Source organism: ANME-2 cluster archaeon (genome assembly GCA_019429385.1).
GTDB lineage: Archaea > Halobacteriota > Methanosarcinia > Methanosarcinales > Methanocomedenaceae > Methanocomedens_B.
The window spans coordinates 62,676-88,856 of the sequence record JAHYIS010000004.1; the positions used below are offsets into that span (position 1 = coordinate 62,676).

Sequence of the window (26,181 nt, forward strand, 5' to 3'; positions counted from 1 at the left end):
TTTTAATAATATATTTCACTATAGATAGTAACCCCCCTTTGTTTCCACTCCATGAAAAACAGTAGCAACAATACTTTCAGTCCGCTCTTTACCACAACATTCTTATGCACGTTTGACTTAACCTATGGTTTGGAAATGGCTGACAATTCATCAGAGATTACATGGGAAGAGTTCATAAAACGTTATTATTTTGAGCAGTTGCTTTCTTTGGCAGGAGAATATCCTGAGCGAAAAAGCCTGATCATAGAATACCCGGATATAGAAAAATACAGTATTGAACTTGCCAGTGAATTGCTGGAAACTCCTGATAGTGTACTGCGGCACGCCAACAAGGCGCTGAACAATATTGACCTGCCTATGGATGTGACACTGGCTGATACCCATGTCAGGATAGTAAATCTCCCTGCTGATGTAGAGATTAGGCAGCTTAGAAGCGATAATATATCAAAATTAATAAGCATCAGTGGTATTATCAGGAAGGCCACAGAAGTAAGACCAAAACTTGTCATGGCAGCATTTGAATGTCAAAAATGCGGGCATATTACTGAATTGCCCCAGAGCAGTACTAAGTTTTCAACACCTTTTGATTGTGACAATGAACAGTGTGGCAGGCAGGGTCCTTTCAAGTTGCTTGTTAAAGAATCTACCTTTATTGATGCCCAGAAACTCAGGATACAGGAATCTCCTGAAGACCTGAGAGGCGGTGAACAGCCCCAGACCCTTGATGTTGATATTGAGGATGACCTTGTAGGGCAGGTCGCTCCTGGTGACCGGGTGACCATATCCGGCATACTGCGAAGCTACCAGAGAGAGAAGGGTATGGTAAAAAGTACCTTTTTTGACCTTGTACTGGATGGTCAGTCCATTGAACGGGAAGACCACGAGTTCGATGAGATAAAAATTACCCTGGAAGAAGAAAAGCAGATCGAAGAAATGGGAAATTCTCCTGATATCTTTGACCGGATAATTGCCTCCATTGCCCCCAGCATTTTTGGGTATGATGAAATTAAGGAGGCTATGGCGCTGCAATTGTTCAGCGGTGTGCCTAAACACCTGCCTGACGGGTCAAGAATTAGGGGAGATATCCACATGCTGCTGGTGGGAGACCCGGGTATTGCCAAGTCACAGCTGTTGCGTTATGCAATTAAGTTGTCACCACGGGGCATCTATACTTCAGGTAAGGGTACAACGTCTGCCGGTCTTACTGCCACTGCTGTCAAGGACGAGTTCGGGGACGGACGCTGGACACTTGAGGCCGGTGCCCTGGTATTGGCTGATAAGGGAATGGCTGCCGTGGATGAGATGGACAAGATGGCAAAGGAAGACAGGAGTGCACTGCATGAGGCTATGGAACAGCAGACCATCAGTATTGCAAAGGCCGGTGTCCTGGCAACCCTGAAGAGCAGGTGTGCCCTGCTGGGTGCGGCAAACCCAAAATTCGGTCGGTTCGACCGCTATGAGGGCATTGCTCAACAGATCAACCTGCCCCCTGCCCTGATATCCAGGTTTGACCTGATATTCATACTAACAGATGAAACAAACACTCAGCGTGATACAAATATTGCGGAACATATTTTGAGGGGGCACTATGCCGGTGAGATTGATGCCCAGTACAAAAATGTGCAGTCTTCCAAAATCACATTGGAGCAGATAGAGACTGCTATGGAGGTAGTCCAGCCAGCCATCAAACCCGAGATGTTGCGTAAATATATTGCATATTCGAAGCGCCACATATTTCCTGTGCTGGAAGACGATTCACGCCAGATGATCATTGATTTTTACCTTAATCTCAGGAGCCAGGGAAGCGATACCAATTCACCGATCCCGGTAACAGCAAGACAGCTTGAGGCCCTTGTGCGCCTTGCAGAGGGGTCAGCCAAAATGAGACTCAGTAATACGGTAACGACTTCTGACGTTAATCGGATAATCAGGATCGTTACTGAAAGTCTCAAACAGGTAATGACAGACCCCGAAACCGGGAAACTGGATTCCGATATGATCAACACAGGCATGGCAAAAAGCCAGCGTGACAAGGCCAAACTTATCAGGGATATCATCCGTGAAGTGCAGCAGGACCATGATGGTAAAGCACCTAAGAACGAAGTGATACAGCGTGCAGTGGAAGCGGGTATGGATGAGGATAAAGCTGAGGATTTTATAAAAAGACTTAAGCGTGAAGGGTCTATTTTTGAACCCAGTAATGGATTTTTGAAAACCACGTAAATACCATTAACTTTAATAGTCAATGAGAAGTGCATAGACTATGTACATCAAGATATACGAAACCGATGAATCTATACTGGTAACGGTATGTGATAGAGAACTCATCGGCAAGACCCTGAAAGGAAATGGTCTGAAACTGGAAATCGACGAAGAATTTTATAAGGGTGAACTGGCAGATGCTGCACAGGTAAAAACAGCACTGCTGGATGCCACGACCGCAAATATTGTAGGCGAGCGTAGTATTGATATTGCCATAAAATGCAGGGCTATAGATAAATCATGTCTGATTTACATTGATGGTGTACCTCACGCCCAGATGTTCTGTGTGTGAAACTAAGATTTTGGGGAGCATTTATAAATATATTTGTTATTCCGGATTATTTGATTATTTGATTATTTCCATAGGAGAAATCCATCATGACAGAGATAGAAAACCAGGCAGAATATCATCCTGTATCAATATTGAGCGATGTAGAATTGCATTCTGTTGTAATTAATAAACACAAGAAGTTCTTGCAGGATTTTACTGAAGAACTGGATCGTCTGGATGAACCAGTAAACAGTAAAAGGACAGAATACCAGCGTATCAATAATGAACTGGAAGCACTTGAGACACGAATTGTTGTGCTCAGAGAAAAACGTCATCAACTTTATCACCAGGCAACAAAATTACGTTTAAAACTTTTGAGTGGTGTTGATACAAACGAACACTTACTGCATAGAGAAAAAGAGATAAGTGATATAGATAACAGATTGCAGAATGCCAGTATGTCTTCAAGCGAAGAGTTGGCATGCATCGACAGGATAGGTGCACTGGTAAATGAAATGATGCAGGGTTTACCTGAACTGAATGATGTGCAGCGTGGAGATTTTTTATCAATTCTGGATGTTCTCAAGACCGCTGAATCTGCACGAAAAGAACTGGACATTATGGTAGATGCTCCAGCAAAGCACAAATCAGAATCCGCTTCAATAAAGGAAGATTTCGAAGAGATGGAATCAAGGCAAAGATGGTTAAAACTCAGGATCGAACTTCATAATGATGCTCTTGAGTACTGGGAAAAGACCTTGGCAGGGGGAGAACAAAAATGAATGATGTCGTGGCTATGTCTGAAAATGAATTGAAGAACATAATCAATGTGCTCAATCAGCAGGTGGAACACAAGGAACAGGATATCAAGGATCTCTACCAGGAAATGAAACTGCATAACAAGGGGGCAAATGAACTCAGGAAAAAACGTGACGAACTTAACCAACAGGTTAAAGAACTGAAAGAATCTGCTACTGAATTAAGGACCAGACGCGATGAGGTCAATAAGAAGATTGCTGAACTGAAAAAACAACGGGATGATATCAGGAGCAACAGTGATGGTTATACTGATAAAATAAGTGAATTGAAAAAGATTCGTGATAACCTGAACAAAATAGCAAGGGGCAGGCTTGAATCCCTCACAGAGGCATACAGGACTGAGCTGGAAAAGTTCTCCACATCTGATATACCATTGGATTATGAGCAGTCGCTGATGAAGAGATTGAGTGAACTGGGAGACCGTCTTAAAGCCATACAGGAAGCAAACACTATCCATAATGAGATGGGGGGTATCTACGGAAAAGTGAGCAAATTCCATCAGGAGATTGACACATTCAATGCTTTGATCCACGACCTGGCAAGTGAGTCCCAGTCTTATCACGAAGATATGCTGGATGCTTATAATAAAATGGACGAAATCAGGAAAAAATCAGACGAATATCACAGGCGTTTGCTTGAGATATACGAGTTTACTAATCCTATTAAAGAGAAGATCGATGCTGTTAAAAATTCAGTTTCCCAAACCCGGGATGAACTGGATGTATACCTGGACCAGATGAAAGAGATACAGCTTGTTAAGGACCAGAAAAATCTGGACGAAAAACGGGTGAATGCTAAAGATAAATTCCAGAAAAAGGGTAAACTGAGTTTGGAAGACTTGAGATTACTTCTGGAAAATGACGAAATAGAATTTGTGAAGAAGTGAGCCTGTGGCAAACCTACTGATATTCCATATTTTCTAATTCCAAATGCCATGATAACTTATATTATTAATTAATTTAATAAATCAAAGTTTTATTGAAATTAAATTAAAATAATAATGGTTATGCTTTATTAAAGTAATATTAGTGTTGCAAAACAAAAACCACATCTAATTGGGGCATAACCATGATTAAGATTGTAGGCAAGGGATATAAATATTTCATCAAACAATTTGATGATTTTTTAGGTGTAAACAGTCTGAGTGTAATAAGTCTCAAGAGTGTTGATGGCCAAAAAAGATACAAAGAAATCTTTCATAAAACGCCTGACGAAAAACAGATTACAAAAAAAATCCGAAATCTTTCAATATTTTAGTCAAAGCTCTCGGACTTTACACGAAAAATAAGATCGATTAGAAAATGTCAGAAAATAGTATGTGGAAACCAAGAAATTGTATTCACAGATACCCACAAAATAAAAAAGAAAAACAAACATGAAAGCTATGGCATCCATGTTTTTCAAACGAAGCTTACTGATTTCATAAATGGTACCTTATCATAGCTAAAAAGAAAAATCAGGATACCCTATAAAACAAAACCACTTAGGGGGAATAATGAAAAATATATGGAAGGTGTATTACCTGAAATTCAGATATCAGCCTTCCAAACATATCCTACTTTTCATGGATATTTGAATCACTTGTTTGCATTAAATCCCTCAATTGATGACTTCTTCATGAATATGCAGATAAATCATGGTTATAAGCCGCAGAATAATTTTGATTTCCTCAACTTCAATAATATTTTCAAGTTAGAAGTAGCAAGATGCAAGCTTGGATATACACATTTTAATTCCTGGATTAGAGAATTCAACCAAAATAAGTCGTTGAGAACAGAATTTGGAATACAAAGCCATTATCACCTTGATGTGCGTTCTTATCTTAGAAATCTGAATATCATCAGTTCATGCTTGAATGAATATGCAGATCAATTAAAACAAGAATGTAGAGCCCTGAATCTTATTGGCGATAAAATATGGATCTGGGATAGAAGATTCTTTGAATGCAATAGCAATGGTGTCAAGTGTAAAGAAACTGGGAAGTTTTCTGATCCTGATGCTGGGCATTACGTAAAAAAAACTGGAAAATATAGTGTACTTACAGGAACTGGTTATACTGATACTTGTCTCGTTGATCGATTGTGGGGATTACCTGTATATTGGGATGCAGTAAGTGCCAATAAAAATGATAATACAATATTTCAAGATACAATCATTGAGAGTATGAAATCAACAGACTTGAAGCTGATTTTTCTCATTGGTGATGCAGGACCTGATAGTCATGGATCAAATAAAGTTGTGAAGGATTACAAAATAATTCCTGTTATAGCCGCACGAAGAAATAATGTTGGTGATATAATAAAAACGGATGAAGGTAACTGTTTCAGAGGTGAATATATCCCTAGGAAATTCCATCCACTGCTTGGCAAATTATACAATCTTAGGACTATTATTGAACGTAGAAATTCTTACGAAGTGGTAGGATATCATCGTTCTGAAATGCCAACGAGAGGAATAAATTGGGCAAATTGTTTTGTTTCAATTTCTAACGTTACTTCTCTACTTACTGCGTTAACTGCCTATAAAGTTGGGAGATTTGACTTGATTAGATCTCCGAGTGCTTTTAGAAGGTTGTCAATCTAAACCAGCAAAATAAATTTTTTAGAGATTAAAGGGTTAATTGATTTTTATTTTGATTTTCAGGTGAATCTAACATGTTTGCCACAGGCTCAATTTAGTACTATTTCTGGTTGTTTTTGTCTCATTGATCTTTAACGTTATCAGAAAAACCTGAATTTTTGGCACACGAACAACATTATTATTTAATTCCGCCACTTCTGGACCGTTTAGATACCTTTATCATTGATTATTTAATACCTTCCCGGTATAAGGTGATTCTTTTGGGATGGTTGGATGAACGATTACCAGAAACACAGAAAGCTTTTGCTGGAATAAGAGAGACAATATTCAAAGACGGTGCACTGGATGTAAAAACCAAGGAACTTATCGCAATCGTGGCAGGGAATTTGATGAGATGCGAGTCCTGTGTACGTATCCATTCAGAGCGGGCCAAGCAACACGGTGCAACCGAAGATGAGATCGCAGAGGCGATATCCACGGGTCTTTTCGTGGCAGCAGGGAGCCAGATTCACTGGACCAGAGCGCTCGATGACATTATGAAATGATATCCTGCATTAACCTGTCTTCGCAGTTGAGAGCAAATCTATTCTCAATAATACCTTTCTCACATTTTGTGTTGCAGGACATATCCCATGCCTATGGTGAAAATGGGCATCATGAGGTAGCGTAAGCCGATATCTGTGAAATATTGGGTAATCGTCATAGGGAAGAATCCCATTGACACAAGACCCAGGTCAAAGACAAGACTTATTGCAAGCCATACTATTCCAATGGTAATTCCCTCTCGTACATAATTTTCATTGATATCCTTGAAGTACATTACTGCGAGAGTTACACCCACCAACCCGCCTACTAATATCATTATTGTTTTGAAAAATGTCTCAGGTATCAGGAAGTTACCACCTGCATCCACGAATGGGATTCCTGCGATAAAAGGAATTAACCATAAAAGAAATCCGAAAAGAATTATCTTTAGATATTTATTCATATATACCACTCCTTATATTTCCTTTGTTATCGGGAACAAGCAACATCTTACATATTTTTGTGGTTACTTGTATGCTCAAAGATATATATGAAATATTATAAAATATTATCCGCAGTCCTTAGCCAAAATGAAGAGCTTGTAAAGGGTTAAGCACATCAAGTTCTATTCTTAATCAACATTAATACCAGGACAACAATACTTTAGAGAGGTGGTGACCTTAACAGCACCCACAATCCAAACCATGCTCACCAACAGAGAAAAAGAACTGCATGACCTCATCCGGTATCCGGCAGAAAAACTCGCCAGCATTATCAGGGAAATAGGATTCGAGTGCGATCTGTGCGGTCGCTGCTGTACAGAAGAATTCAATGACCACGTATTCCTGCTCGATACCGATACTGCCCTTATCAAACAGATAGACCCCTCTGCATTAACACCAGCCCCCTACTTCGAGTTCTGCGACCAGCACGGGAAGTTCTATGTATCGGGCTATGCCCTGAAAAGCAAACCTGGCGGTGCATGTTATTTCCTGGAAGGAGGGCGGTGCCGCATATATTCCCAACGCCTTTCGATATGTCGCATCTATCCTTATATGCTGCACAGGGAAGCAGATGAGGCAGGGATTGTGGACTGGCGGCAGGTCAGCGGTTTGAACGAACACGGATGTTACTATTCAGAGATAGGAGAGAACGAGGCTGGAGAGATAGCAAAGGATACCATGGATTATGAAAAGTCATTCCTGGAACAGGAGATCCGTTTCCTGAAAGCCATAGATATCCACTTTCGTAAGAATGGACTCAGGCATGTTCAAAGAATGTATGACCGGCAGATGAGACTCAGCCGGGAAGGAGAAAGGATAGAGGTCTGGGTTTTTTACAATGGCACATTTGAGATAAACAGGCTACCTGCAGAACAATAAAAGTGTGTCAATGATGAAACGTTGTTTTCATCCTTTGACTGAACCCCTCATTGACTATATTCACGAAATGTTTAAAGAATAGAGCGAATCCTGTTATTGCCAGCAAAATCCCTATTCCAAAGATGGTTTGTTGTGACAGAGATGTCGGAAGCCTTGTATTTTTGTCCTCATAACCGGTAATTTCCCTGGGGATGGAGAAAAAATCCAGAAGCACAGGGGAAAACAATAGCAGTAAAAGAGCTATAATGACCAGTACGAATCCCGTACTAACTTCATCTACATCTTGATTTCGGTTTCTTATCATCTTTGACACCTCACATGTCAAGATAATAATATATGTTAGAGACTATCGGTAATAAATCCTTTCCTTCAATAATTGAAAACATTAGCCATTTAAAAGATTATTCAATGATGACAATTTGATAGTCCCTGTCAATCAACCATGCATGGAACTCGTGCGCCTTGCATTTCTGGCACTCTTCCTTCCTTACTACGTCAATGGCCATCTGGTCGGGAGCCACATTTATCTTCAGTTGGGAAGGACACCGGATGTCCCTGCAAAATTCCCGCTTCTGGTATTCCCTGACAATCTCCATTCATTACACTCCTTACTATTTCTGGGGTTCGATAATTATTTTCATGGATTCACCAGCACCCGCCACACGTTTGAACCCCTCACCGGTATCAGCAAGGCCGAATCGGTGAGTGATCATAGCATTGACCTCAACCCTGCCTGCACGTATCAACTCGATGGCTGCCGTAATATCCATCGGACTGGCGCCGTATGAATGAACAATACAGACCTCATTCTTCCACAGGTCAAATACCGGTAAAGGCACCGTTACCCCGGGTTCGGGCGAGGCGAAGAACAAAATGGTGCCACCCCGCTCCACCGATGCCAGCGCCTGGGTTATGGCTGGCACGGCACCGGTACAGATAATTACTACATCGGCCAGGTGGCCGTCATTGAGTTCCATCAGGCGCCCAGGCACATTATCCTGTGCATTGATAACCTGTGCCCCGGAATTTGATGCCATATCCAGCCTGTACGGATTAATATCCGTGGCAAATATGCTGCCGGCACCCAGTGCCGCTGCCAGTTTGATATGCAACAGTCCCGTAATTCCACTACCAATGACCAGTACGCTCTGTCCCGGCTTTATCCCTGCCATGCGCTGTCCCCGAAACACGCACGCCAGTGGTTCTATGAATACCCCCTCATCAAAAGACATTTCGTCTGGCAGCAGGAATACGCCGCGGTCGACATTAATAGCCGGCACCCGCAGGTACTCGGCAAAGCCGCCCGGGTCAAAATTGGTCGTGCGCAGGGTGTCACAGACCGTGTGGTGGCCGCTCAGGCAGTAGTTGCAGGTATTGCATGGCACATGATGGGACACGAATACCCTGTCCCCCGGCTTGTATCGGGTAACATTCTCGCCAACCTCGACCACGGTGCCCGCCATCTCGTGCCCCAGCACCAGCGGCGCGCGCATGATGCGATACCACTCCATCACATCACTGCCACAGATGCCGCTGGCATCAACCCTGACCAGCAGTTCATCCTTGCCGACAATGGGGACGGGTATCTCTTCGAGACGCACGTCGTTATTGTTATAATAAACTGCAACGCGCAATTATACGGCTCCTATTTTTCCTTCTCGCTGTTATACAGGTCCATTGCTTCCTTTGGTGTGTAGTTCTGGTGAACAATTGAACGTACTGCCTTTATCATGGCAACAGGATGGTCGTTCTGCCAGATATTACGGCCCATGTCAACTCCCACGGCACCCTCGGAAATAGCACCATGGACCAGTTCGAACACGTCTATTTCTGTATCCATCTGCTTGCCGCCGGCCACTACGATGGGTACGGGACAGCCTTCCACGACCTTGTGGAAATCATCAGAATAATAGGTCTTGACTATCTTTGCGCCCAGTTCGGCTGCTATCCGGCAGCACAGACCCAGGTACCGTGCATCCCTGACCATGTCCTTACCCACAGCGGTAACTGCCACCACTGGCATGCCGTAGCGTTCACATTCGTTGACAAGATTGCCCAGGTTCATCAGTGTCTGGTGCTCGTACTGGCTGCCAACATAGATGGACATGGCAACTGCTGCCACGTTCAGTCGCAGTGCATCTTCCACCGATGTGGTGATGCCTTCTCGTGAGAGGTCTTCGCCCACGATGCTGTTGCCGCCCGATACTCTCAGTACAATGGGGGTGGAAGTGCCAGGGTCCACGCCTGTGCGCAATACTCCGCGGGCAGGCATGAGCGCATCTGCATATTCAATAAGTGGTTTGATTGTCTCTCCGGCGTTTTCCAGTCTTGACGTGGGTCCAAGGAAATACCCGTGGTCCACTGCCAGCATTACTGTTCGTCCGGTTTTTGGCTGTATGATGTGTGATATCCGATTTTGCATACCCCAGTCCATGGTAGTCCTCCATTGATGGTTCAAATAGGTAATAGGTAGATTGATATTTATTATTTGCTTATTCTTTCCAGAATCCCGGAAGTAACAACACCAGCACCGTAAATATCTCAAGCCTGCCAATCCACATATTGGCAATAAGCACCAGTTTTCCCATTACAGGTATGGTACTGAAATTTGACCACGGTCCCACCAGGTCAAATCCTGGCCCGATATTGCCCAGCGTTGCTATGGATGCCGAAGCTGCACTGAAAGCATCAATTCCCAGTTCGCCCAATATGAACGTACTGGTCATGAACACCAGGATATACAGGATAATGAAGGAGAAAATACTGCTCATCACATCCTCGGGTACGACCCGCTCACCCAGGCGGATAGGACGCACTATTTTTGGCTGGAGCGACCTGAACAGTTCCCGATATCCGTATTTCAACATCAACAACAACCGCACAACTTTAATACCGCCTGCTGTTGAGCCCGCGCTGCCTCCGATGAACATAAGCATGCACAGTATCATGCGGCCAGAGTCAGGCCATGTATTAAAATCGTTCGTTGCAAAGCCTGTTGTTGTCAGGATGGACAGCACCTGGAATATGGCGTATCGAAATGATGTGCCAATTCCTTCAAATGTCCCGGTACTCCACAGGGTCCATGTCAAAACTACTGTTGTACCAACCACAATAAAGCTGTAGAATTTGAACTCACCATCTTTAAGCAGACTTCTATGGTCAACATATATCAACCGGTAATGCAGTGCAAAATTAGCACCGGCAACAAACATGAAAAAGGTGATGATACCCTCGATAACGGGACTGTTAAAAGCTGCAATAGAATCGGCCCTGGGTGAGAAACCACCGCAGGCCATAGTAGTGAACGTGTGGGTCAGCCCGTCATATACTCCCATACCGGCAGCCAGCAGCGCAATGAACTCAACTGCTGAGATGACCACATACACCATCCAGAGTATCTTGGCAGTTTCTTTTAATTTTGGTTTCAGTTTATCTTCAGTAGGGCCTGGTGCTTCTGCTTTAAATAACTGGCGACCTGCTATTGCCAGTTTGGGCAGGATGGCAAGGAAAAGCATGATGATACCCATACCGCCCAGCCATTGCATGAAACTCCGCCAGAACAGCAATGCTTTTGAATAAGACTCGATATCGGTCATAATGGTAGCACCTGTAGTGGTAAAACCTGACATAGACTCGAAAAGGGCATCAACCGGATGCATTCCGCTGAACAGGAAAGGTAAAGCGCCAAAGATTGCTGCTGACAGCCAGCCAAAAGCCACTATGCCAAAACTTTCGCGGTTCCTGAACTCATCAGTGCTGCGGTTGGTATGTTCCAGCACAAGTCCTACAGACGTTGTAATTATGAATGAATATACGAAGACCATAACAGATGGGAACTGTGCAGGGTCGTGCCGGGAATAATAATATCCAACCAGCGCCGGGATAAGCATTACAACGCCCAGGTATTTCAGGATGATTCCCAGGGTGTTAAGGACCATATTGAATTTCATTGTATTACCTACAGTGAATATAATTTATATAAAAAGTTCGGTTATTCCTTCCCCACCATTGCTTTTAATGCAACTCTGAAAACACCCAGCAACTTCTTTCCTTTAGCCCTGGCCACCAGCTTACCCAGCAACACTGACGGATGGTCAATATCCCCATGCATACTGATAAGCTCCAAAACCTCAGGCTCGCCAAAGAACCGCATAAGTTCATTGAAATCATCATCTCCCAGCCGCCCAAACACCTTGTGTATCCGCATCCCAACAGCCAGTTCGCGCCCCACAACCTCACGCCACCGCCTGTCATACTCCATCAGTGCCCGTGTAGAAGTATCACCTGACAGCACCGCATTTGCGGCAACCTCGCCTCCGATCTGAGCACACAGGGCGCCCATATACACACCACCGCCCGATGTGGGCTTAACCTGCCCTGCAGCATCCCCTGTGATGAGCACACCATCTGCCACAGTGCATGATTGCGGACCCAGCGGGATACAACCCACCAGCATATCCGAAAATCCACGTCCGGCACGTTCTTTCATCCTTGGATTGCTGGTCAGGAACTGCATAAGATGTTCATAAGCGCTCAAATGCGTCCTTTTTGGGTCGACACACAGTCCTATCCGTGCCACATTATCGCTTACAGGCACTGCCCACGCAAAGAACCCCGGTACCTCATGACCTACGAACACTTCCACATGGTCAGTATCTTCCACATCATAAACTGTCTCTATCTGCACCCCTGACAGTACTTTTTGCACCTGGCCCAAACCGCTCCATCTTGCAATACTTCCCTGCACACCGTCAGCCCCAATGACCACTCCTGCTTTTATCTGCATCTTCCTACCGCCGTGTACAACTTCAAGCACCTTCATACCATCAGCATCGTGCAACCCCACCGCCTTTGTCCCTAGCATGACATCAACACCCCCTGCAACAGCCAGTCTGAGCAAATGCCGGTCAAACATCTTGCGGTCAATCACATATGCCCTGACCTTTTCACCGCCAATGGAAATGATGCTGCCGTCGGGTGCAAATATGTGCGCTCCGGTAACTTCCTGGTAAACCCATGGCCCGGGTTCGATGCCACATACATCAAGGGTCTTACTGCTCACCAGTCCCGTACATTGTACAGGTGAACCCGCAGCCCGGTGTTCTTCAATGATAAGTGTCTTTGCCCCGCTCATCGCAGCATGCCTTGCAGACATGGAACCGGCAGGCCCCCCGCCTACAACCACAATATCATATGAAACCTCACTCAAAGGATACCTCACCGGTCCTGCTGATAAAGATAACAAAAGAACGTTTTACCCTCCGGTGTTCTATCACACCCGGCATGGTTTCATGGATCTGGGTGATGATATCAAGTGTATTTCCATGCATCTTTATTCCTGCCCGGTCAGCCTCATTGAATATGATGCGGGGGATAGACATTACATCAGTATCCTGGACAATAGTAATGGACACCAGTGCCTGGAGATGTTCCCATTCTACAAGGGTAGCTTTTGCCTTTTCTATATTCTGGTACGCTCGTTTTTCAATCACACTGACATTGACACGGCTTGTATTGAGCATCTTAGCTATGCGGTCCTGTGTATAACCTTTCATACGAAGCTCCAACACCCGTTTTTGCCGAATAGTCAAAAAAGAATTATTGTTAGGCATTGACAGTACTATCTATCTTTTCAAAGTAATAACTTTGGTGGATATTGCTCTGTCGAACAACAGAATAACGAAAAATACAAGAAAATCCTCCCTACGGTTGGATTAACTTGAGTACACAAAGTTATACTTTATGTACGAGTACAAAATAAAAAGGGGGCTAATGCCGCCCCTTCAATAAACCTATTGCGGTTTTTCGTAAAGCTTGGTCTTGGTCCTTCGGCTACCGTCCTTCATATGAGGCTGCCTGAACACTGCATCATTACCCTTTTCGATCTCCCTGGCGTCTATGGCCAGCTGAGCTGCTGCCCTCATCATTTCGTGACCCGTCGCTGTTGTCAGGGTAACCTGTTCAATCTCTTTCATCATGAAGCAGGCAGGGAAGTTGATCTCAGCTACCTTGTCAGCCATGTGCAAAGCTGCGAGCGCCTTGGCCTTTGCATACGGATTATTGAATCTTGCACTTTCTACAGCCTTTTGTGCAGTTACCAGAACATGAGGCAGTTCAAGGTCCTTGCCTGACTTGCCTGCATTTGCCTGGTCAATGACAGCATCAAACGCTTCCTGGATAAGCCTGACCACACCACAGGTGGATAGTACCTTCATGGCATCACTGTTGAAACTGGCCATCTCTACACAATCAAGGAACTCTGTCTTGGCACCGATGAGCGGGTCCACTTTCATAATTAAATATCCAAAACCTGCATCTTCCAGGGCCTGGCGGTCTTCCTTCTTGGTAGGACCATCAGAAATAACGATTACACGCCTGTCCTTCCATATCTCACGTGCAGCAGTGGGGCCTGGGGCTGATGAGTTGGGACTGATCATGACATAGAAATCAGCTTCATAATTCCTGAAGTGTTTCGTATGTTCAGCTTCTCCCTTCCCCATCTTGGCTCCAGTGCCAAACGACCTGATCTCTATTCCCTCTCTAGCCGCGATCTCATCAAGAATGAGATCGATAACCTGGGACATCCCCAAGTTTCCCAATTTAATGAATCCTATTTTAACCATATGGATCACAAAAATGAAATTGGACGATGTACTTATATGTGTTTTGAAATTGTTCGGACAAAATCATGGAATAGAAGCAAAATTGTAATTATTAATATACAACTTTAACTTCGGAATCCTTATGATAAATCAGCAGAATTTATAAACTGGTGATATTGATTGGTAAGAGTTCTGGCAACCGGTACATTTGATATACTTCATCCAGGACACATATTGTATCTGGAGGAAGCAAAAAAAATGGGCGACGAGCTGTGGGTAATTGTAGCCTGTACCACAATGGTAACGCACAAACCCAGACCATTCCTTCCAGAAGAGCAGCGACTTGCTATGGTGAAGTCATTGAAAGTGGTGGACCATGCTGTGCTGGGTGACGAGCATGATATGTTCAAACCTTTGACTGACATCCAGCCTGATATCATCGTACTGGGACATGACCAGCACTTCAATGAAAATGACCTTGAAAAGGAACTGGCATCCCGGGGAATAAATGCAAAAGTAGTCCGCGTAACAAAACGCGACCGATGTAATACGTGTAGTAGTGGTGCCATCATCAGGTTGATTACAGATAAACTTCCTTTCAGTCGGATTGACTATACAAGATAACGTTTTTCTTTAACCACTCAAAAAAAAGACGTTATAAATCAGGGAAAATCACTTTAAATATATTATTTTCAAGGTGTATCAATACAAGATGGAATCCTCCCTTATTAGCGGTCTTGACAAAACCAATCGGATTAACCAGCACATCCGGCACTTTAGACCCATACACCTTTCCCAGTACCTTCTTCACTCCCGCGTTGGTACCAGTATCTTTTCGGGCTGCTGATATAGCATCATCTTCAAATCCCTTGGTAGATAATAAAAATCCTGCCCTGAGACTGTTCCATTCATTCTTATTCTCTTTGATGTTCTCAAGTTCTTTAAGAAATACATCCACTTCATAGGACTTGGTAATCTTGTTCGTTATCCTGGCAGCAAACAGGACATTATCGGAACCGTCCTCAATGACAACATCAAATTTATGTTCTACATGACCTTCATGATAGGTCTGCGAGAATTTGATCACTTTCACTCTCGGGATATTCATCCAAATATTCTTAAGAGTGGCAGAGTTTCCGCTTTCTGCAATGTTCAGGAAAAAATCACTTAACAGATATTTTACAAATTCAAACTCCGGTGTTTTGGTTACCTGTACCTTAAATATCTCGGAATCATCCCTGTTTGCAAGTCCTGCAGGCAAACTAATGGTCAGGTCGACATTGTTGCGGGCAGCTTCTGCCAGGTTCAGGGATATATGTCCCTTAAATTCATCCACTATGGTATGGAGCGCAGGTTGTGATTCATCTACAATCAAAGCAAGTACCGTTATCCGTTTCATGGCATCTTCCATGCTGTTTACGAGTGTCCTGACCTTACTCTTGTATATGTTGACAATACCATTTTGCTTGCACATTTTATCCGGAGTAGAAGCTGTGTGTTTGTTATTTTTATCAAGATATACAGTCAGTATTTCCCCACCTCTATGATAACATGCAATATACCTGCCTTCAGGGAGTTTTAATTCGACATACCCTACCAATTTTTCCTGTACCAGTTTATAATTAAGTTTTGACAGGTCGGTAAATTCAGTATCAAGGTCTTTGTATATTGGTTCGAGGTCTTTTTTAGCTATGGAATTCAATAACAATGGTAAAGATTCTTTCCCTTCAGGGGATTGATAAATATCGATTATTGCATTTTGATAGTTACCCAGTACATACCTGAAAGCTTCCTCATCACTAACATCCAGTTTGTTGTTAATAATTCCTATGAGTTCACCACGCCACATAGAAAAGACTGATATCGTTTCATCGACATGAATAAAAAGACAACCCGAGAAATCTTCTTTTTTTAAATAATCAAGCAGTTTCACCAGTAAAATATAATATGACCTTAGTTGCAAATGTACTGGCTTGAATGTCCTGATAATCTCCAATATCCAATCGATATCATTTTTATTTTGAGTAATCTTTTTTGGTTTACGATGCGGCTTCTTCATGGCATCGAGGAATGTATCTAATCCCGATTCCTTTATGAAGTTCTCCAGTTCTGCTACATCAGTTAAATCTACTTTTTTTTCAGGCCCGCCCATTTTTACACCTATGTAAATAAGAAAAACCCGAATATCATACTTTTTTTCACAGATTAATAAATGATTTTATATATTGTATTCATATAAAAGTATTATCACACTCTGATTGCGTAAACTATTAGAAGTATCATCAATCATAACCTTTATAAAATTGGGTGGAAGTCAGTACCACGATATTTCCACCTAAACAAATGAACCTGGAATGGTATACTACACTTTTCAGGAACGGGTGAAATATATGAAATGTTATATATGTGCACAAGAGGGAAAGGACTCCGATGCTGTGGGAGTGTGTATTGTATGCGGTATGGGCGTGTGCCGCAAACATATGATGCGAGAAGAGACGCCGGTTTGGGACGGAACATATCCTGTCAGGCTTAAACCGGATACTGAACACATAAAACGTATCATCTGTCCACCGTGTCATAGGGCCCTGAAAGAGAATATGTGAGGAGTGAGAGATATGCTTAAATGCTTTATACATGATGAAAATAAAGAAACCGAAGAAGCAGTTGCGGTATGTATCGTGTGCGGTATGGGATTATGTATGGAACACGCCCAGCGTGCTGACCTGCAGATATGGGAAGGCAAATACCCTATGCCAGTTAAGGTCATGAAAACAAACCTTCCCCGTTTTCTTTGCAAATATTGCATCGAATCAATATATACAACAGGGTGTGAATAAAGGGGTACATCCATGTATCCCATTTTCATTTTTCCAAAACTTTTATCCTAATGGTGGCTCTATGATAAACGAACCATATATCAAAAGAATTCTCGCCTTGCTTTTCTTACTTATTGTTGTGTCATCATTTTTTATAGCTCCTTCACTTGCCCTGGAAACAAGGTCAATGATACTTACCGGTGAAAGAGTATTGGGTATTGGTGAATCATATGAACTCTACCAGGGATATAGTGTTAACATGGTAGAACCTGCATCATCCGGAAGGAAGGTGATCATACGGATAACATTTGATGGACAAACCGTTAGCGAGGACAGATTCATTAGCAAGGGCGAGGTCTATAATGTTACCAGGAAATATGATGACACAGATTTCATCGTACTTGCTATAACGTTAATGGATGTTGATATCGATGAACTAACCGCTACTATAAGGGTAGTACAATATATTGACCCTTCGCGCCCCACGACAGGATTCCTTATCATTGACCAGGAGGAAAAACTTGAACCTGGTACGTACCTAATCCTGGAACAGGGTTACCGTCTTAACATTGAAGATTTTGGGACTGATTCAACCACACTTGGTTTGTATAAAAATAATATCATGGTTAAGGAAAGCAAAATGAAAGGAAATGATATTTTCAATTATACATTAACTTCAAATGGAAACGACCATACAATTATTTCTTTTACCATTAAGAGTATTTTCAAGGGCAGTACCCGTAGTGCAGTGTTCATAGAACATCTATACCAGTTCGAAGAACCTTTCGATGCAATACCAGTAGAAACGGTTACATCAACGGAAATGAACGGCACCGACACTAATGATAACAATAACACCGGTAAAGCCAGTAGCAATATTTCACTCTCTGTTCAGGTCACCAATGATGATGGTGGAAAGAGAATTTATAAGAATCAAAGCATAAATGTAACCTATTATCTTAGCGGCAGTGATTCATTTGATTCAACACGCATAACACTTGATGGAACTATCATAGAAGAGTTTATTGCCCCACACCCCGGAATGCACAGTATCAAACTTGAACCTTTACCCGTCGGCAGCCATATTATTGAGGTTTCAGCCATATCGGGTGATGGCGGACGTATTTCGCATGAAACGAAACTATATGTTAGAAAGAACTTTGCTGAAAATCTCATCATCCCTGAAGTAAATCTAACATTTGCTCCAGTCGTCTTTGCAATAACATCCTTACTTTTGATTATCTGGGCGGCAATGCGAAGACCAAAAAAGGATGAATGGTAAGACAAGAAAATCCTCCCTACGGTCGGATTAACTTGAGACCATGGACTTAGTCCAAGGTGTCCGATATAGTCGGACAAACACACAGTTATACTTTCTATTAAAAACCAGCACCAGTAAGAGTCTTCATATAAGTGACTCCCTTTATTTTCCGTATCTTGTTAAAAACGATATCTCCCAGGTCTTCCATGCTTTTTACCGTGACCTTGGCGATAAGATCGTATTCCCCAAATAAGGGATGAATCTCCTGGATGTTGTTTTCTTTCACCTGAATGTCAAATACCTCACGCTCCCTGCCGGGAGTAACATTAATAAGTACAAATCCTAATGCCAATAAAATTTCTCCTTATCCAGTTATATGACTGCTAAATGGAACTATTTTTCAGTAAACGTTTACTGAGATGATATTTATACATATTTCGGTCCAGTATCCGGACTTTAGGGAAATATTTAAAGATACCCAAAATCAGACCGTAATATTATTAAGCATTTAATTGAATTTCGAGTCAAATTGTCGGCTTTAAAAATAATTATTCAGGACAGGATTTGGAGGACGCTACGTGGCAGACCATAAATACGTATATTTTTTCGGTGGAGACAAAACTGAAGGTAATGCAGGAATGAAAAATCTGCTTGGCGGTAAGGGTTCCCATCTGGCTGAAATGGCAAAACAGGGAATACCGGTGCCTCAAGGATTTACCTTAAGTACTGAGGTATGTACCGTTTATTACAATCACCGGCAGCATTATCCAGATGGTGTGGAAGAACAGGTAGCTGAACAACTTGCAAAGCTGGAGAAGGATACAGGGTTTATATTTGGCGACCCGGTCAAACCTTTATTGTTATCTGTCAGGTCAGGTGCCCGGATATCCATGCCAGGTATGATGGATACCGTGCTCAACCTGGGACTTAACGACAAAACCGTTGTCGGCCTCGCACAGGAAGCGGATGAGAGGTTCGCCTATGATTGTTACAGGCGTTTCATAAACATGTTCGGGGATGTGGTGCTGGGCATCGAGCATAAGGAATTTGAGAATATCCTGCATGCAAAGAAGGTTGAACTGAAGGTAACCAATGACACCGAACTGGATACTAAAGCCCTCAAAGACGTAGTGGTAAAATATAAAGCACTGGTCAAATCAAAGACAGGTGAGCACTTCCCCGAGGACCCGATGGACCAGTTGTGGAGATCCATCAATGCCGTTTTCGATTCCTGGAATACAAAACGGGCCATTACGTACCGGAAGATACACAATATCCCGGACGATTGGGGCACTGCCGTGAACGTGCAGTGCATGGTCTATGGTAATATGGGTGAAAATTCTGGAACCGGCGTAGCATTTACTCGCAACCCGTCCACAGGTGAGAAAATGTTCTATGGCGAGTATCTCATGAATGCCCAGGGCGAGGACGTAGTGGCAGGAATCAGGACTCCACATCCCATAGAGACCCTGAAACAGGAAATGCCCGAAGTATATGAACAACTGGATGACATCAAGGAGAGGCTTGAACACCACTTCAAGGAAATGGAAGATATCGAATTCACGATCCAGCAGGGCAAACTCTATATGCTGCAGACCAGGACAGGAAAGCGTACTGCAGCAGCCGCGGTCAAGATTGCTACAGATATGTATGATGAAGGATTGATCACCAAAGAAGAGGCCCTGCTCAAGGTGGAACCCGAGCAGCTGGACCAGCTCCTTCATCCCATGATCGACCCGAATGAAAAAGTGAGATCAGTAGCCAAAGGACTGCCTGCTTCACCGGGTGCTGCCGTGGGTAAAGTAGTATTTACCGCGGAACATGCTGAAAAGATGTCCCAGGCAGGAGAGAAAGTGATACTGGTGCGCAATGCGACCTCCCCCGAAGATATCGGCGGAATGTATGTTTCCCAGGGTATCCTGACCGTTCGTGGTGGAATGACGTCTCATGCAGCAGTGGTGGCCCGTGGCATGGGAAAGTGTTGCGTGGCAGGATGCGGTGCTATTCAGATTGATGAGGAAAAGGGACTGTTCATCGTGAATGGTCATACTATTCATGAAAGCGATTATATCACCTTGAACGGCTCCACCGGTGAGGTTATTCTTGGACAGGTAAAGCTCATCACCCCTGAAATCAACAGTGAAATGGAAACCATACTGGAATGGGCAGATGAAGTGAGAACCCTTGGTGTGAGGACCAATGCAGATACACCCAAAGACTCCCAGATAGCCCGGGATTTCGGGGCCGAAGGTATTGGCCTGTGCCGTACCGAACACATGTTCTTTGGCGATGAGCGGATACCTATCGTACAGGAGATGATATTGGCCGAGACCGAAAAAGGGAGAAAGGCTGCCCTGGATAAACTGCTGCCCATGCAGCGTGGCGATTTCAAAGGCATTTTCAGGGTAATGAAAGGATATCCGGTAACCATCAGGCTGCTGGACCCACCCCTCCATGAATTCCTGCCCAAGCATGATGAACTGCTTGATGAGTATATGAAGTTGAAACCATCCGGAGATACTAAAAAACTCCATGAATTGCAGGAATTGATGAAACGGGTAGAATCCCTCCATGAGGTCAATCCCATGCTGGGACATCGTGGATGCAGGCTGGGTATAACCTATCCTGAGATTTATGATATGCAGGTCAGGGCAATATTTGAGGCTGCCTGCGAACTGGCAAAGGAAGGATATGAGATCGTGCCTGAAGTGATGATACCCCTGGTCGGGCATATCAACGAGTTCAAGATAACCAAAGAGAGTGCGAAATCGGTTGCCAGGCAGGTCATGGATGAGCAGGGAGTTGAACTGGAATACCTTATAGGTACCATGATAGAATTGCCCAGGGCCGCCATTACTGCAGATGAGATAGCAGGTGAGGCCGAATTCTTCAGTTTCGGTACCAATGACCTGACCCAGACAACGTTCGGCTTGAGTCGTGACGATGCAGGTAAGTTCTTACCCTATTATGTGGAGCACGGCATACTTGAGATCGACCCCTTTGTAGCAATCGACCAGAAAGGTGTGGGACAGCTCATCAAGATCGGGGTTGAGAAGGGGCGGTCGACCAGGCCGGACCTGAAGGTCGGTATCTGCGGCGAACACGGCGGCGAACCCAGCAGTGTGATATTCTGCCATAATATCGGGCTGGATTATGTAAGCTGCTCGCCATTCAGGGTTCCTATTGCCAGGCTGGCTGCGGCCCATGCTGTGTTAAAGAAGGATGAATAGCATTAACAAAAATGTTAATGCCTTTGAAGGTAAATCCTGGATTGAAGGAATATCATGCCCGAGATTATAGAATGCGAATCTGGAACGCATCCAGTTGTGGATGCCCACGGCCAACCCCTTGAGGTAGGAAGCCCTGTACGGTATGGTGGGACCGGTACTACCGGTCATGTAACCGAGATCATCTGTGATTCGGAAGGTGCATGGGCAATTATCGATACCAAAGACCTGCTGTACAAGCTTGAATCACTTACTTTGCTCACTGAACTGCAACAGAAAGATGAAATGGGAGAGCGGCAGTTTACCAAAGAAGAGATTGAGGAAGTGCTGGAGAAAGCAAAGGACGATGCCAAGGAAGCCAGACTGGACGATGCAAATCTGGAAGCTGGCGGATAGACACTTACTGTATGACACGTATTGGTGTCGTTATCCATGGACCTGCAGTCATCGATTCAGGGAGAGCTAACACAGTACTTGAAATAGTCGCCGGTATGGGTGAGGTCAGGGCTGTACTTGGCGGTACTATGGGCAGGGCAGCCGTGATCGATGCGGGACTGGAAGATGTTATTGATATCAGCGCAAGCCAGAAACCCAGCGAATCAGTTTTAGCTCTGGGTACGTGTTGTGATGCGGTGTTGCTGGTCAATGAGGGGAAATGTGCCAGGTCCGGGTTTGCCTTCGGCCACATGGTTTTTGAAATCCTTGGTTCCTGTGCCGTACCACTGATACAGGTTGAGTTCGCATCGCCAGAAGTCGGTGGTTGTGTATTGATACCCTGGACTGGGATGACTGATTCCCTATTGATGCATGCCCTGCTGGACGGACTTGAAAAATGGGTCGGGGTCAGAGTAGTCCAGCCGCCTGGATCCCTGACATGCCTTGAGATAAAGGATGATTTGATCAGGAGGAGGATTGCCGGTGTCAGGCCGGGTGAATACATTACGGTCAATGGCTTCGTGGTCGGTAAAGCTCTGTCAGATGTGGTTTGTATCGTTGCCAGGAATGGCGCCATTATTGAACTTCAGGGCGGCAGGCTGAAGGCCCACGGAGTCGATAAACTGAAACAGGTTGACCTTACAAATGCTATTGTGAGATCAGGACCGCTCAGAACTGCTGATGTTACACCAAGGGTACTTAAGCACAACGTTTCAGGAATTGTGGTGATCATCGACCATTCGGCAGAGCAGACCTTTGAGATTGCCAAGGACGCGGATGTTGCAGTGACAGTTGGTGATGATACAACAGCAGTAGCCGGGGATTTATTGACCAGGCTGGGCATACCCTTGATAGGGATTACTGATGGTGACCTGGACGGTATCACTCATCATATTCACATACCCCAGAGTTCAGTAATCATACGGTTGGCACCCGGGAATGATGATATTGTGGGGCACCGGGTGTATGAGGAGATTTTCGGTGGCAGGGATAGGATTGAGATGGGAAGTGCTGGGTTTAAGGGGATACTGGATGATGTACTGGAAATCGCTGAAGGACTGGTTGAGGACATATTACGGTATTGATGGCAGGAACTTCCTCAGTTCATTAAACCTTTTGTCTTAATATTTCTGTTCATTACTCTATCTTATCCACTCTTGAAACCTTGAGCATTGAACTCACAGGTACACCATCAATGGAATCCATACCATTCTTGTCGATCAATACAGCAATAGCAGTTGGATTTGCCTCCCTTGACCTGAGCAGCGATATGACATTACTTGTAGTATTCCCGGTAGTAATCACATCATCCACGATGACACAGTCCTTACCGTCCACACTGGAGAAATTCTGGGATAGCATGCCCTTATGGGACTGCTTGTTGGACTGGAACACTGCCAGCTCAACCTCCAGTTCCTCGGCAACCATGCTGGCTAATGGCACACCGCTCAGCGCCACACCCACTACCACATCCACATTGGACTGCGACCTCTCAAGGCTCTCCAGCAGCATATCTGTTATAATACCTGCTACCAGGCTTATCCGCTTTGAATTTTTCCCGATACTGCTCCAGTTTACATAAATATCCTTTGGAGCCTGGGAAATTTCGCCTTTCGCGGAATGGGCCAAAAGCCAGGTCGCCGTATCCCCTGAAACATTAAGTTCATCTGCAATCTGCCCCTCTGAAAGACCGCTTTGCTGGAGTTCAAGCGCTTTTTGAATAAGTTCTCTAATGTTCTTCATAGCAATACCAACAATACTTCATCCTGTAACATTATATATTTAATCCAGAACCGTCAATGGCTCGCCCTGCGTCTTTTTATTGCACAACCACATATCTTGCACTCACTGCCAGACTTCACTACTACTCCGCATCCCGTACAGTACAGTTCCCATACTATTCCTTTTGAAATCCCTGTTGAACCGGCAGGCTTGAACTCCACTTTAAGAACAGAAGCCACATTCTGGACAGCATAATCATCAGTTACAAGGGTCACCGTAAATTTTTGTATAAGTTCAAGGGCCTTTGCGAGCACATCAATATCAGTATGAGAGAGCACACCTGCATCCCCTGTAGATACTGCAGCTGATACTACCTGTTCTTTGAATGTAGCAAGGGGCGGTTCGACTCTCATACCTGCATCCTGCATCAGGTCAAACCTTAAACGGCTGGAGCTGTCAATAATCTCGTATTCAACAGAAGGCACTGTTATTATGGCACCATCCGTTATCTGTACACCCACAATAAAGCCGGAAGTATCAATAACATATACTTTATCTTCCATTTGTTTACCTGTTTATCTTTGCTGCCGAATTATATTCTTTTTCAAAATGATTGAAACGTTTAGTCTCGTCAGCACCAAAATAGCGCTCGAGTTCCTTTATCATTTTATCGACCTTCACACGCTCCAGTTCTGAGAGCCTGGCAAATGCATTTGCAGAAATCGAAATAGAATTTTCCAGTCCTTCCGTGATGGGATACCTGGCCACTTCCTTTAATGCCCATACAGCCTGGTCCACTGCATCCCCAAGTTTTCGCAGTGATGACTCCACACCCACATTTGCAAGAGCAGTAACCACTACATTAAGACCTGTTTCTTCCCGCTGGTATCCATAGGACAGCCCGATATCCTTGATAGACCAGATAGCCTGTTCAGTACCCAATTCCAGTTTATTTGATGCCGCGATAACGCCCATTTCTTCCAGTTTGGATACTATCCTGACACTCTCTTCAATCAGGTTGTTCTGGACGGCTGAAGTGCCAATATCGCGTAATTTAAGGGCAGTTTTCCTCACGGCCCCTTCTACAGAATGTACTGCAGCCTCCCTGCCAATATCATATAATGCATTAATGGAATTATTCAGGGTATCCATTTCCTTACTTCTGATGGCAGCTGCTCCAATAATACCCAGCATATTTCCTGCTTTCGAAGATGTCGAATCTATGCTGTGAGCTGCCGCTGCAATTCCAATCTTTCTGACAGCACCGGTAACCGTTATCTTCATAATCTCAAAATTTTTCTGGCTCAACACGTCATAATATTCAAATATTCGTCTCAGTATGTCATCAGCAGGGGCATCAAATCCCCTGGTCACAGCACACTTGCCAATATCACCCAGAGTTTCAATAGTTTCGTTGGCAGCCTCGTCCTCATCCATGCGCAGGGCCAGTTTGCCAATATCATCAATATGACCCACGAAATGTAATGTGACCTTTACAAGATTGTGTTTGCGCATACCAGAAGCCGTCATCAGTTCAATACTTTTATGCTTCAATATGGACAGGCCGAACATGGACGGACCGAGCACATCTTTCATTATCGAACCCCTGATTATATCCACAACCGGCTGGACAGGGTCACGCTCGTGCATCTGGCTCCCGCTGCTCTGGACAGTAAGCAGTACATTGTCCCTGGTAATCTCATTTGAAAAACGTTCAAAACTATGGGTATACTGTTCATTTTGTAAATATTTGTAAATGCCATGTCCAGCATAACCCACTCCTGCTGAAGTCAAAACTGCTAAAAAAAATGGAGTTATCAGTGATTTCCAGTTATCTGCTCCTATTTCGACTACATTGAACATCATCATTAAACTGAATGTCAATCCGGTGGAACCCAGGATATAGGAAAGAGATTCCCTGGTACTGCTATGTTTCCTGAAGTAGTATGTGATGTTCTGAATAACGTTGGTCGAGTGTTTACGTGATGGTTTTCTTCGTTTCAATAGCCAGACCGTCAAGAACCAGATAAATAATGTAAGGACCAGCGTTACTATGTGAACCAGGATATTTATGTGCATCTCTCCTGACGTCCACACTGGCAAGGTCAACATAGTGACCTGTATGAAAAGCGCGCCAAGACAAATATCAGAACCAACTGATCTGAGGTTTTGCCCGTTCACATATTTCAGGTACAATACCATCAGGAAAAAGATACACAATAAAATAGCTATAGGTAAGAATTCAAATGCAGCGGAGATAATACCTATCATACCTACTA

General features: G+C 43.9%; 28 protein-coding genes. 14 read left to right on the plus strand and 14 right to left on the minus strand.

The features are described 5' to 3' along the window. Positions 1 to 135: 135 nt before the first annotated feature. The 6 genes from K0A89_02690 to K0A89_02715 all read left to right on the plus strand — a co-directional run bounded on the left by K0A89_02690 (position 136) and on the right by K0A89_02715 (position 6,477). Positions 136 to 2,223, plus strand: a complete 2,088-nt coding sequence (locus K0A89_02690) for a minichromosome maintenance protein MCM (protein MBW6517394.1) — start codon at positions 136 to 138, stop codon at positions 2,221 to 2,223. Between the two features lie 40 nt (positions 2,224 to 2,263). Then, complete coding sequence (locus K0A89_02695) at positions 2,264 to 2,554, plus strand: DUF424 family protein (protein ID MBW6517395.1); 291 nt, start codon at positions 2,264 to 2,266, stop codon at positions 2,552 to 2,554. Positions 2,555 to 2,640: 86 nt separating this feature from the next. Then, entirely contained in the window at positions 2,641 to 3,315 is a 675-nt protein-coding gene (locus K0A89_02700; protein ID MBW6517396.1) for a hypothetical protein, read from the plus strand. Continuing rightward, positions 3,312 to 4,238, plus strand: a complete 927-nt coding sequence (locus tag K0A89_02705) for a phosphoserine phosphatase (protein MBW6517397.1) — start codon at positions 3,312 to 3,314, stop codon at positions 4,236 to 4,238. The genes K0A89_02700 and K0A89_02705 overlap by 4 nt, the downstream gene beginning before the upstream one ends. A gap of 1,277 nt (positions 4,239 to 5,515) precedes the next feature. Further along, complete coding sequence (locus K0A89_02710; GenBank protein ID MBW6517398.1) at positions 5,516 to 5,935, plus strand: hypothetical protein; 420 nt, start codon at positions 5,516 to 5,518, stop codon at positions 5,933 to 5,935. Positions 5,936 to 6,192: 257 nt separating this feature from the next. After that, positions 6,193 to 6,477: a carboxymuconolactone decarboxylase family protein gene (locus tag K0A89_02715; protein MBW6517399.1), complete on the plus strand. Its 285-nt coding sequence runs from the start codon at positions 6,193 to 6,195 to the stop codon at positions 6,475 to 6,477. 59 nt (positions 6,478 to 6,536) lie between these two features. On the opposite strand, the gene K0A89_02720 is transcribed toward K0A89_02715, so the two are convergent. Next, positions 6,537 to 6,920, minus strand: coding sequence for a hypothetical protein (locus K0A89_02720; protein MBW6517400.1), 384 nt, complete (start codon positions 6,918 to 6,920; stop codon positions 6,537 to 6,539). A gap of 241 nt (positions 6,921 to 7,161) precedes the next feature. Between K0A89_02720 and K0A89_02725 the strand changes: the two genes are divergently transcribed. Then, a complete protein-coding gene (locus tag K0A89_02725; protein MBW6517401.1) occupies positions 7,162 to 7,839 on the plus strand; it encodes a YkgJ family cysteine cluster protein in 678 nt (225 codons plus the stop codon). Between the two features lie 7 nt (positions 7,840 to 7,846). On the opposite strand, the gene K0A89_02730 is transcribed toward K0A89_02725, so the two are convergent. The 8 genes from K0A89_02730 to K0A89_02765 form a co-directional block, all read right to left on the minus strand. Then, complete coding sequence (locus K0A89_02730; protein ID MBW6517402.1) at positions 7,847 to 8,143, minus strand: hypothetical protein; 297 nt, start codon at positions 8,141 to 8,143, stop codon at positions 7,847 to 7,849. Positions 8,144 to 8,240: 97 nt separating this feature from the next. Next, on the minus strand, positions 8,241 to 8,435 hold the full coding sequence (locus tag K0A89_02735; GenBank protein ID MBW6517403.1) for a hypothetical protein: 195 nt from the start codon (positions 8,433 to 8,435) through the stop codon (positions 8,241 to 8,243). A 15-nt stretch (positions 8,436 to 8,450) separates the two neighbouring features. Further along, on the minus strand, positions 8,451 to 9,473 hold the full coding sequence (locus K0A89_02740) for a zinc-dependent dehydrogenase (GenBank protein ID MBW6517404.1): 1,023 nt from the start codon (positions 9,471 to 9,473) through the stop codon (positions 8,451 to 8,453). Between the two features lie 11 nt (positions 9,474 to 9,484). After that, on the minus strand, positions 9,485 to 10,273 hold the full coding sequence (gene lsrF / locus K0A89_02745) for a 3-hydroxy-5-phosphonooxypentane-2,4-dione thiolase (protein MBW6517405.1): 789 nt from the start codon (positions 10,271 to 10,273) through the stop codon (positions 9,485 to 9,487). Positions 10,274 to 10,331: 58 nt separating this feature from the next. Beyond that, positions 10,332 to 11,789, minus strand: coding sequence for a TrkH family potassium uptake protein (locus K0A89_02750; protein ID MBW6517406.1), 1,458 nt, complete (start codon positions 11,787 to 11,789; stop codon positions 10,332 to 10,334). Positions 11,790 to 11,830: 41 nt separating this feature from the next. Beyond that, the gene (locus K0A89_02755; protein ID MBW6517407.1) at positions 11,831 to 12,994 is read right to left on the minus strand and encodes an NAD(P)/FAD-dependent oxidoreductase; all 1,164 of its coding nucleotides are present in this window, start codon (positions 12,992 to 12,994) and stop codon (positions 11,831 to 11,833) included. 46 nt (positions 12,995 to 13,040) lie between these two features. After that, a complete protein-coding gene (locus K0A89_02760) occupies positions 13,041 to 13,451 on the minus strand; it encodes a Tfx family DNA-binding protein (GenBank protein MBW6517408.1) in 411 nt (136 codons plus the stop codon). Between the two features lie 180 nt (positions 13,452 to 13,631). Next, the gene (locus tag K0A89_02765; protein MBW6517409.1) at positions 13,632 to 14,462 is read right to left on the minus strand and encodes a F420-dependent methylenetetrahydromethanopterin dehydrogenase; all 831 of its coding nucleotides are present in this window, start codon (positions 14,460 to 14,462) and stop codon (positions 13,632 to 13,634) included. Between the two features lie 159 nt (positions 14,463 to 14,621). Here K0A89_02765 and K0A89_02770 point away from each other — a divergent pair, with 159 nt between their 5' ends. Next, positions 14,622 to 15,065 (plus strand): FAD synthase, encoded by a 444-nt coding sequence (locus tag K0A89_02770; protein ID MBW6517410.1) that lies wholly within the window; start codon positions 14,622 to 14,624, stop codon positions 15,063 to 15,065. A 31-nt stretch (positions 15,066 to 15,096) separates the two neighbouring features. Here the strand turns inward: K0A89_02770 and K0A89_02775 are convergent, their stop codons facing one another. Then, on the minus strand, positions 15,097 to 16,593 hold the full coding sequence (locus K0A89_02775; GenBank protein ID MBW6517411.1) for a hypothetical protein: 1,497 nt from the start codon (positions 16,591 to 16,593) through the stop codon (positions 15,097 to 15,099). A gap of 238 nt (positions 16,594 to 16,831) precedes the next feature. Between K0A89_02775 and K0A89_02780 the strand changes: the two genes are divergently transcribed. The 3 genes from K0A89_02780 to K0A89_02790 all read left to right on the plus strand — a co-directional run bounded on the left by K0A89_02780 (position 16,832) and on the right by K0A89_02790 (position 18,539). After that, positions 16,832 to 17,044: a DUF2180 family protein gene (locus K0A89_02780; GenBank protein MBW6517412.1), complete on the plus strand. Its 213-nt coding sequence runs from the start codon at positions 16,832 to 16,834 to the stop codon at positions 17,042 to 17,044. Between the two features lie 12 nt (positions 17,045 to 17,056). Beyond that, positions 17,057 to 17,278 (plus strand): DUF2180 family protein, encoded by a 222-nt coding sequence (locus K0A89_02785; protein MBW6517413.1) that lies wholly within the window; start codon positions 17,057 to 17,059, stop codon positions 17,276 to 17,278. Positions 17,279 to 17,339: 61 nt separating this feature from the next. Beyond that, positions 17,340 to 18,539, plus strand: coding sequence for a hypothetical protein (locus K0A89_02790; GenBank protein ID MBW6517414.1), 1,200 nt, complete (start codon positions 17,340 to 17,342; stop codon positions 18,537 to 18,539). 97 nt (positions 18,540 to 18,636) lie between these two features. On the opposite strand, the gene K0A89_02795 is transcribed toward K0A89_02790, so the two are convergent. Then, the gene (locus tag K0A89_02795) at positions 18,637 to 18,870 is read right to left on the minus strand and encodes an Lrp/AsnC ligand binding domain-containing protein (protein MBW6517415.1); all 234 of its coding nucleotides are present in this window, start codon (positions 18,868 to 18,870) and stop codon (positions 18,637 to 18,639) included. A 226-nt stretch (positions 18,871 to 19,096) separates the two neighbouring features. On the opposite strand from K0A89_02795, the gene ppdK reads away from it, so the two are divergent. Genes ppdK through K0A89_02810 form a run of 3 tightly spaced genes read left to right on the plus strand, consistent with a single transcriptional unit; the run spans position 19,097 to position 23,265 of the window. Further along, complete coding sequence (gene ppdK, locus K0A89_02800) at positions 19,097 to 21,748, plus strand: pyruvate, phosphate dikinase (GenBank protein MBW6517416.1); 2,652 nt, start codon at positions 19,097 to 19,099, stop codon at positions 21,746 to 21,748. A gap of 54 nt (positions 21,749 to 21,802) precedes the next feature. Then, positions 21,803 to 22,141 (plus strand): DUF2098 domain-containing protein, encoded by a 339-nt coding sequence (locus K0A89_02805; GenBank protein MBW6517417.1) that lies wholly within the window; start codon positions 21,803 to 21,805, stop codon positions 22,139 to 22,141. Positions 22,142 to 22,152: 11 nt separating this feature from the next. Then, entirely contained in the window at positions 22,153 to 23,265 is a 1,113-nt protein-coding gene (locus K0A89_02810) for a DUF2117 domain-containing protein (protein MBW6517418.1), read from the plus strand. A gap of 52 nt (positions 23,266 to 23,317) precedes the next feature. Here the strand turns inward: K0A89_02810 and K0A89_02815 are convergent, their stop codons facing one another. The 3 genes from K0A89_02815 to K0A89_02825 are packed head-to-tail and all read right to left on the minus strand — an operon-like array spanning position 23,318 to position 26,173. Next, on the minus strand, positions 23,318 to 23,923 hold the full coding sequence (locus tag K0A89_02815; protein ID MBW6517419.1) for an orotate phosphoribosyltransferase-like protein: 606 nt from the start codon (positions 23,921 to 23,923) through the stop codon (positions 23,318 to 23,320). 53 nt (positions 23,924 to 23,976) lie between these two features. Then, the gene (locus K0A89_02820; protein MBW6517420.1) at positions 23,977 to 24,465 is read right to left on the minus strand and encodes a DNA-binding protein; all 489 of its coding nucleotides are present in this window, start codon (positions 24,463 to 24,465) and stop codon (positions 23,977 to 23,979) included. Between the two features lie 4 nt (positions 24,466 to 24,469). Continuing rightward, a complete protein-coding gene (locus K0A89_02825) occupies positions 24,470 to 26,173 on the minus strand; it encodes a hypothetical protein (protein MBW6517421.1) in 1,704 nt (567 codons plus the stop codon). Positions 26,174 to 26,181 lie beyond the last annotated feature (8 nt).

Bases quoted from the DNA above. Each gene is read 5' to 3' on its own strand.
- K0A89_02690 (MBW6517394.1), top strand. From the start codon at position 136: ATGGCTGACAATTCATCAGAGATTACATGGGAAGAGTTCATAAAACGT.
- K0A89_02695 (MBW6517395.1), top strand. From the start codon at position 2,264: ATGTACATCAAGATATACGAAACCGATGAATCTATACTGGTAACGGTA.
- K0A89_02700 (MBW6517396.1), top strand. From the start codon at position 2,641: ATGACAGAGATAGAAAACCAGGCAGAATATCATCCTGTATCAATATTG.
- K0A89_02705 (MBW6517397.1), top strand. From the start codon at position 3,312: ATGAATGATGTCGTGGCTATGTCTGAAAATGAATTGAAGAACATAATC.
- K0A89_02710 (MBW6517398.1), top strand. From the start codon at position 5,516: ATGAAATCAACAGACTTGAAGCTGATTTTTCTCATTGGTGATGCAGGA.
- K0A89_02720 (MBW6517400.1), bottom strand. From the start codon at position 6,920: ATGAATAAATATCTAAAGATAATTCTTTTCGGATTTCTTTTATGGTTA.
- K0A89_02725 (MBW6517401.1), top strand. From the start codon at position 7,162: ATGCTCACCAACAGAGAAAAAGAACTGCATGACCTCATCCGGTATCCG.
- K0A89_02730 (MBW6517402.1), bottom strand. From the start codon at position 8,143: ATGATAAGAAACCGAAATCAAGATGTAGATGAAGTTAGTACGGGATTC.
- K0A89_02735 (MBW6517403.1), bottom strand. From the start codon at position 8,435: ATGGAGATTGTCAGGGAATACCAGAAGCGGGAATTTTGCAGGGACATC.
- lsrF (MBW6517405.1), bottom strand. From the start codon at position 10,273: ATGGACTGGGGTATGCAAAATCGGATATCACACATCATACAGCCAAAA.
- K0A89_02750 (MBW6517406.1), bottom strand. From the start codon at position 11,789: ATGAAATTCAATATGGTCCTTAACACCCTGGGAATCATCCTGAAATAC.
- K0A89_02755 (MBW6517407.1), bottom strand. From the start codon at position 12,994: ATGTCTGCAAGGCATGCTGCGATGAGCGGGGCAAAGACACTTATCATT.
- K0A89_02760 (MBW6517408.1), bottom strand. From the start codon at position 13,451: ATGCCTAACAATAATTCTTTTTTGACTATTCGGCAAAAACGGGTGTTG.
- K0A89_02765 (MBW6517409.1), bottom strand. From the start codon at position 14,462: ATGGTTAAAATAGGATTCATTAAATTGGGAAACTTGGGGATGTCCCAG.
- K0A89_02775 (MBW6517411.1), bottom strand. From the start codon at position 16,593: ATGGGCGGGCCTGAAAAAAAAGTAGATTTAACTGATGTAGCAGAACTG.
- K0A89_02780 (MBW6517412.1), top strand. From the start codon at position 16,832: ATGAAATGTTATATATGTGCACAAGAGGGAAAGGACTCCGATGCTGTG.
- K0A89_02785 (MBW6517413.1), top strand. From the start codon at position 17,057: ATGCTTAAATGCTTTATACATGATGAAAATAAAGAAACCGAAGAAGCA.
- K0A89_02790 (MBW6517414.1), top strand. From the start codon at position 17,340: ATGATAAACGAACCATATATCAAAAGAATTCTCGCCTTGCTTTTCTTA.
- K0A89_02805 (MBW6517417.1), top strand. From the start codon at position 21,803: ATGCCCGAGATTATAGAATGCGAATCTGGAACGCATCCAGTTGTGGAT.
- K0A89_02810 (MBW6517418.1), top strand. From the start codon at position 22,153: ATGACACGTATTGGTGTCGTTATCCATGGACCTGCAGTCATCGATTCA.
- K0A89_02815 (MBW6517419.1), bottom strand. From the start codon at position 23,923: ATGAAGAACATTAGAGAACTTATTCAAAAAGCGCTTGAACTCCAGCAA.
- K0A89_02820 (MBW6517420.1), bottom strand. From the start codon at position 24,465: ATGGAAGATAAAGTATATGTTATTGATACTTCCGGCTTTATTGTGGGT.
- K0A89_02825 (MBW6517421.1), bottom strand. From the start codon at position 26,173: ATGATAGGTATTATCTCCGCTGCATTTGAATTCTTACCTATAGCTATT.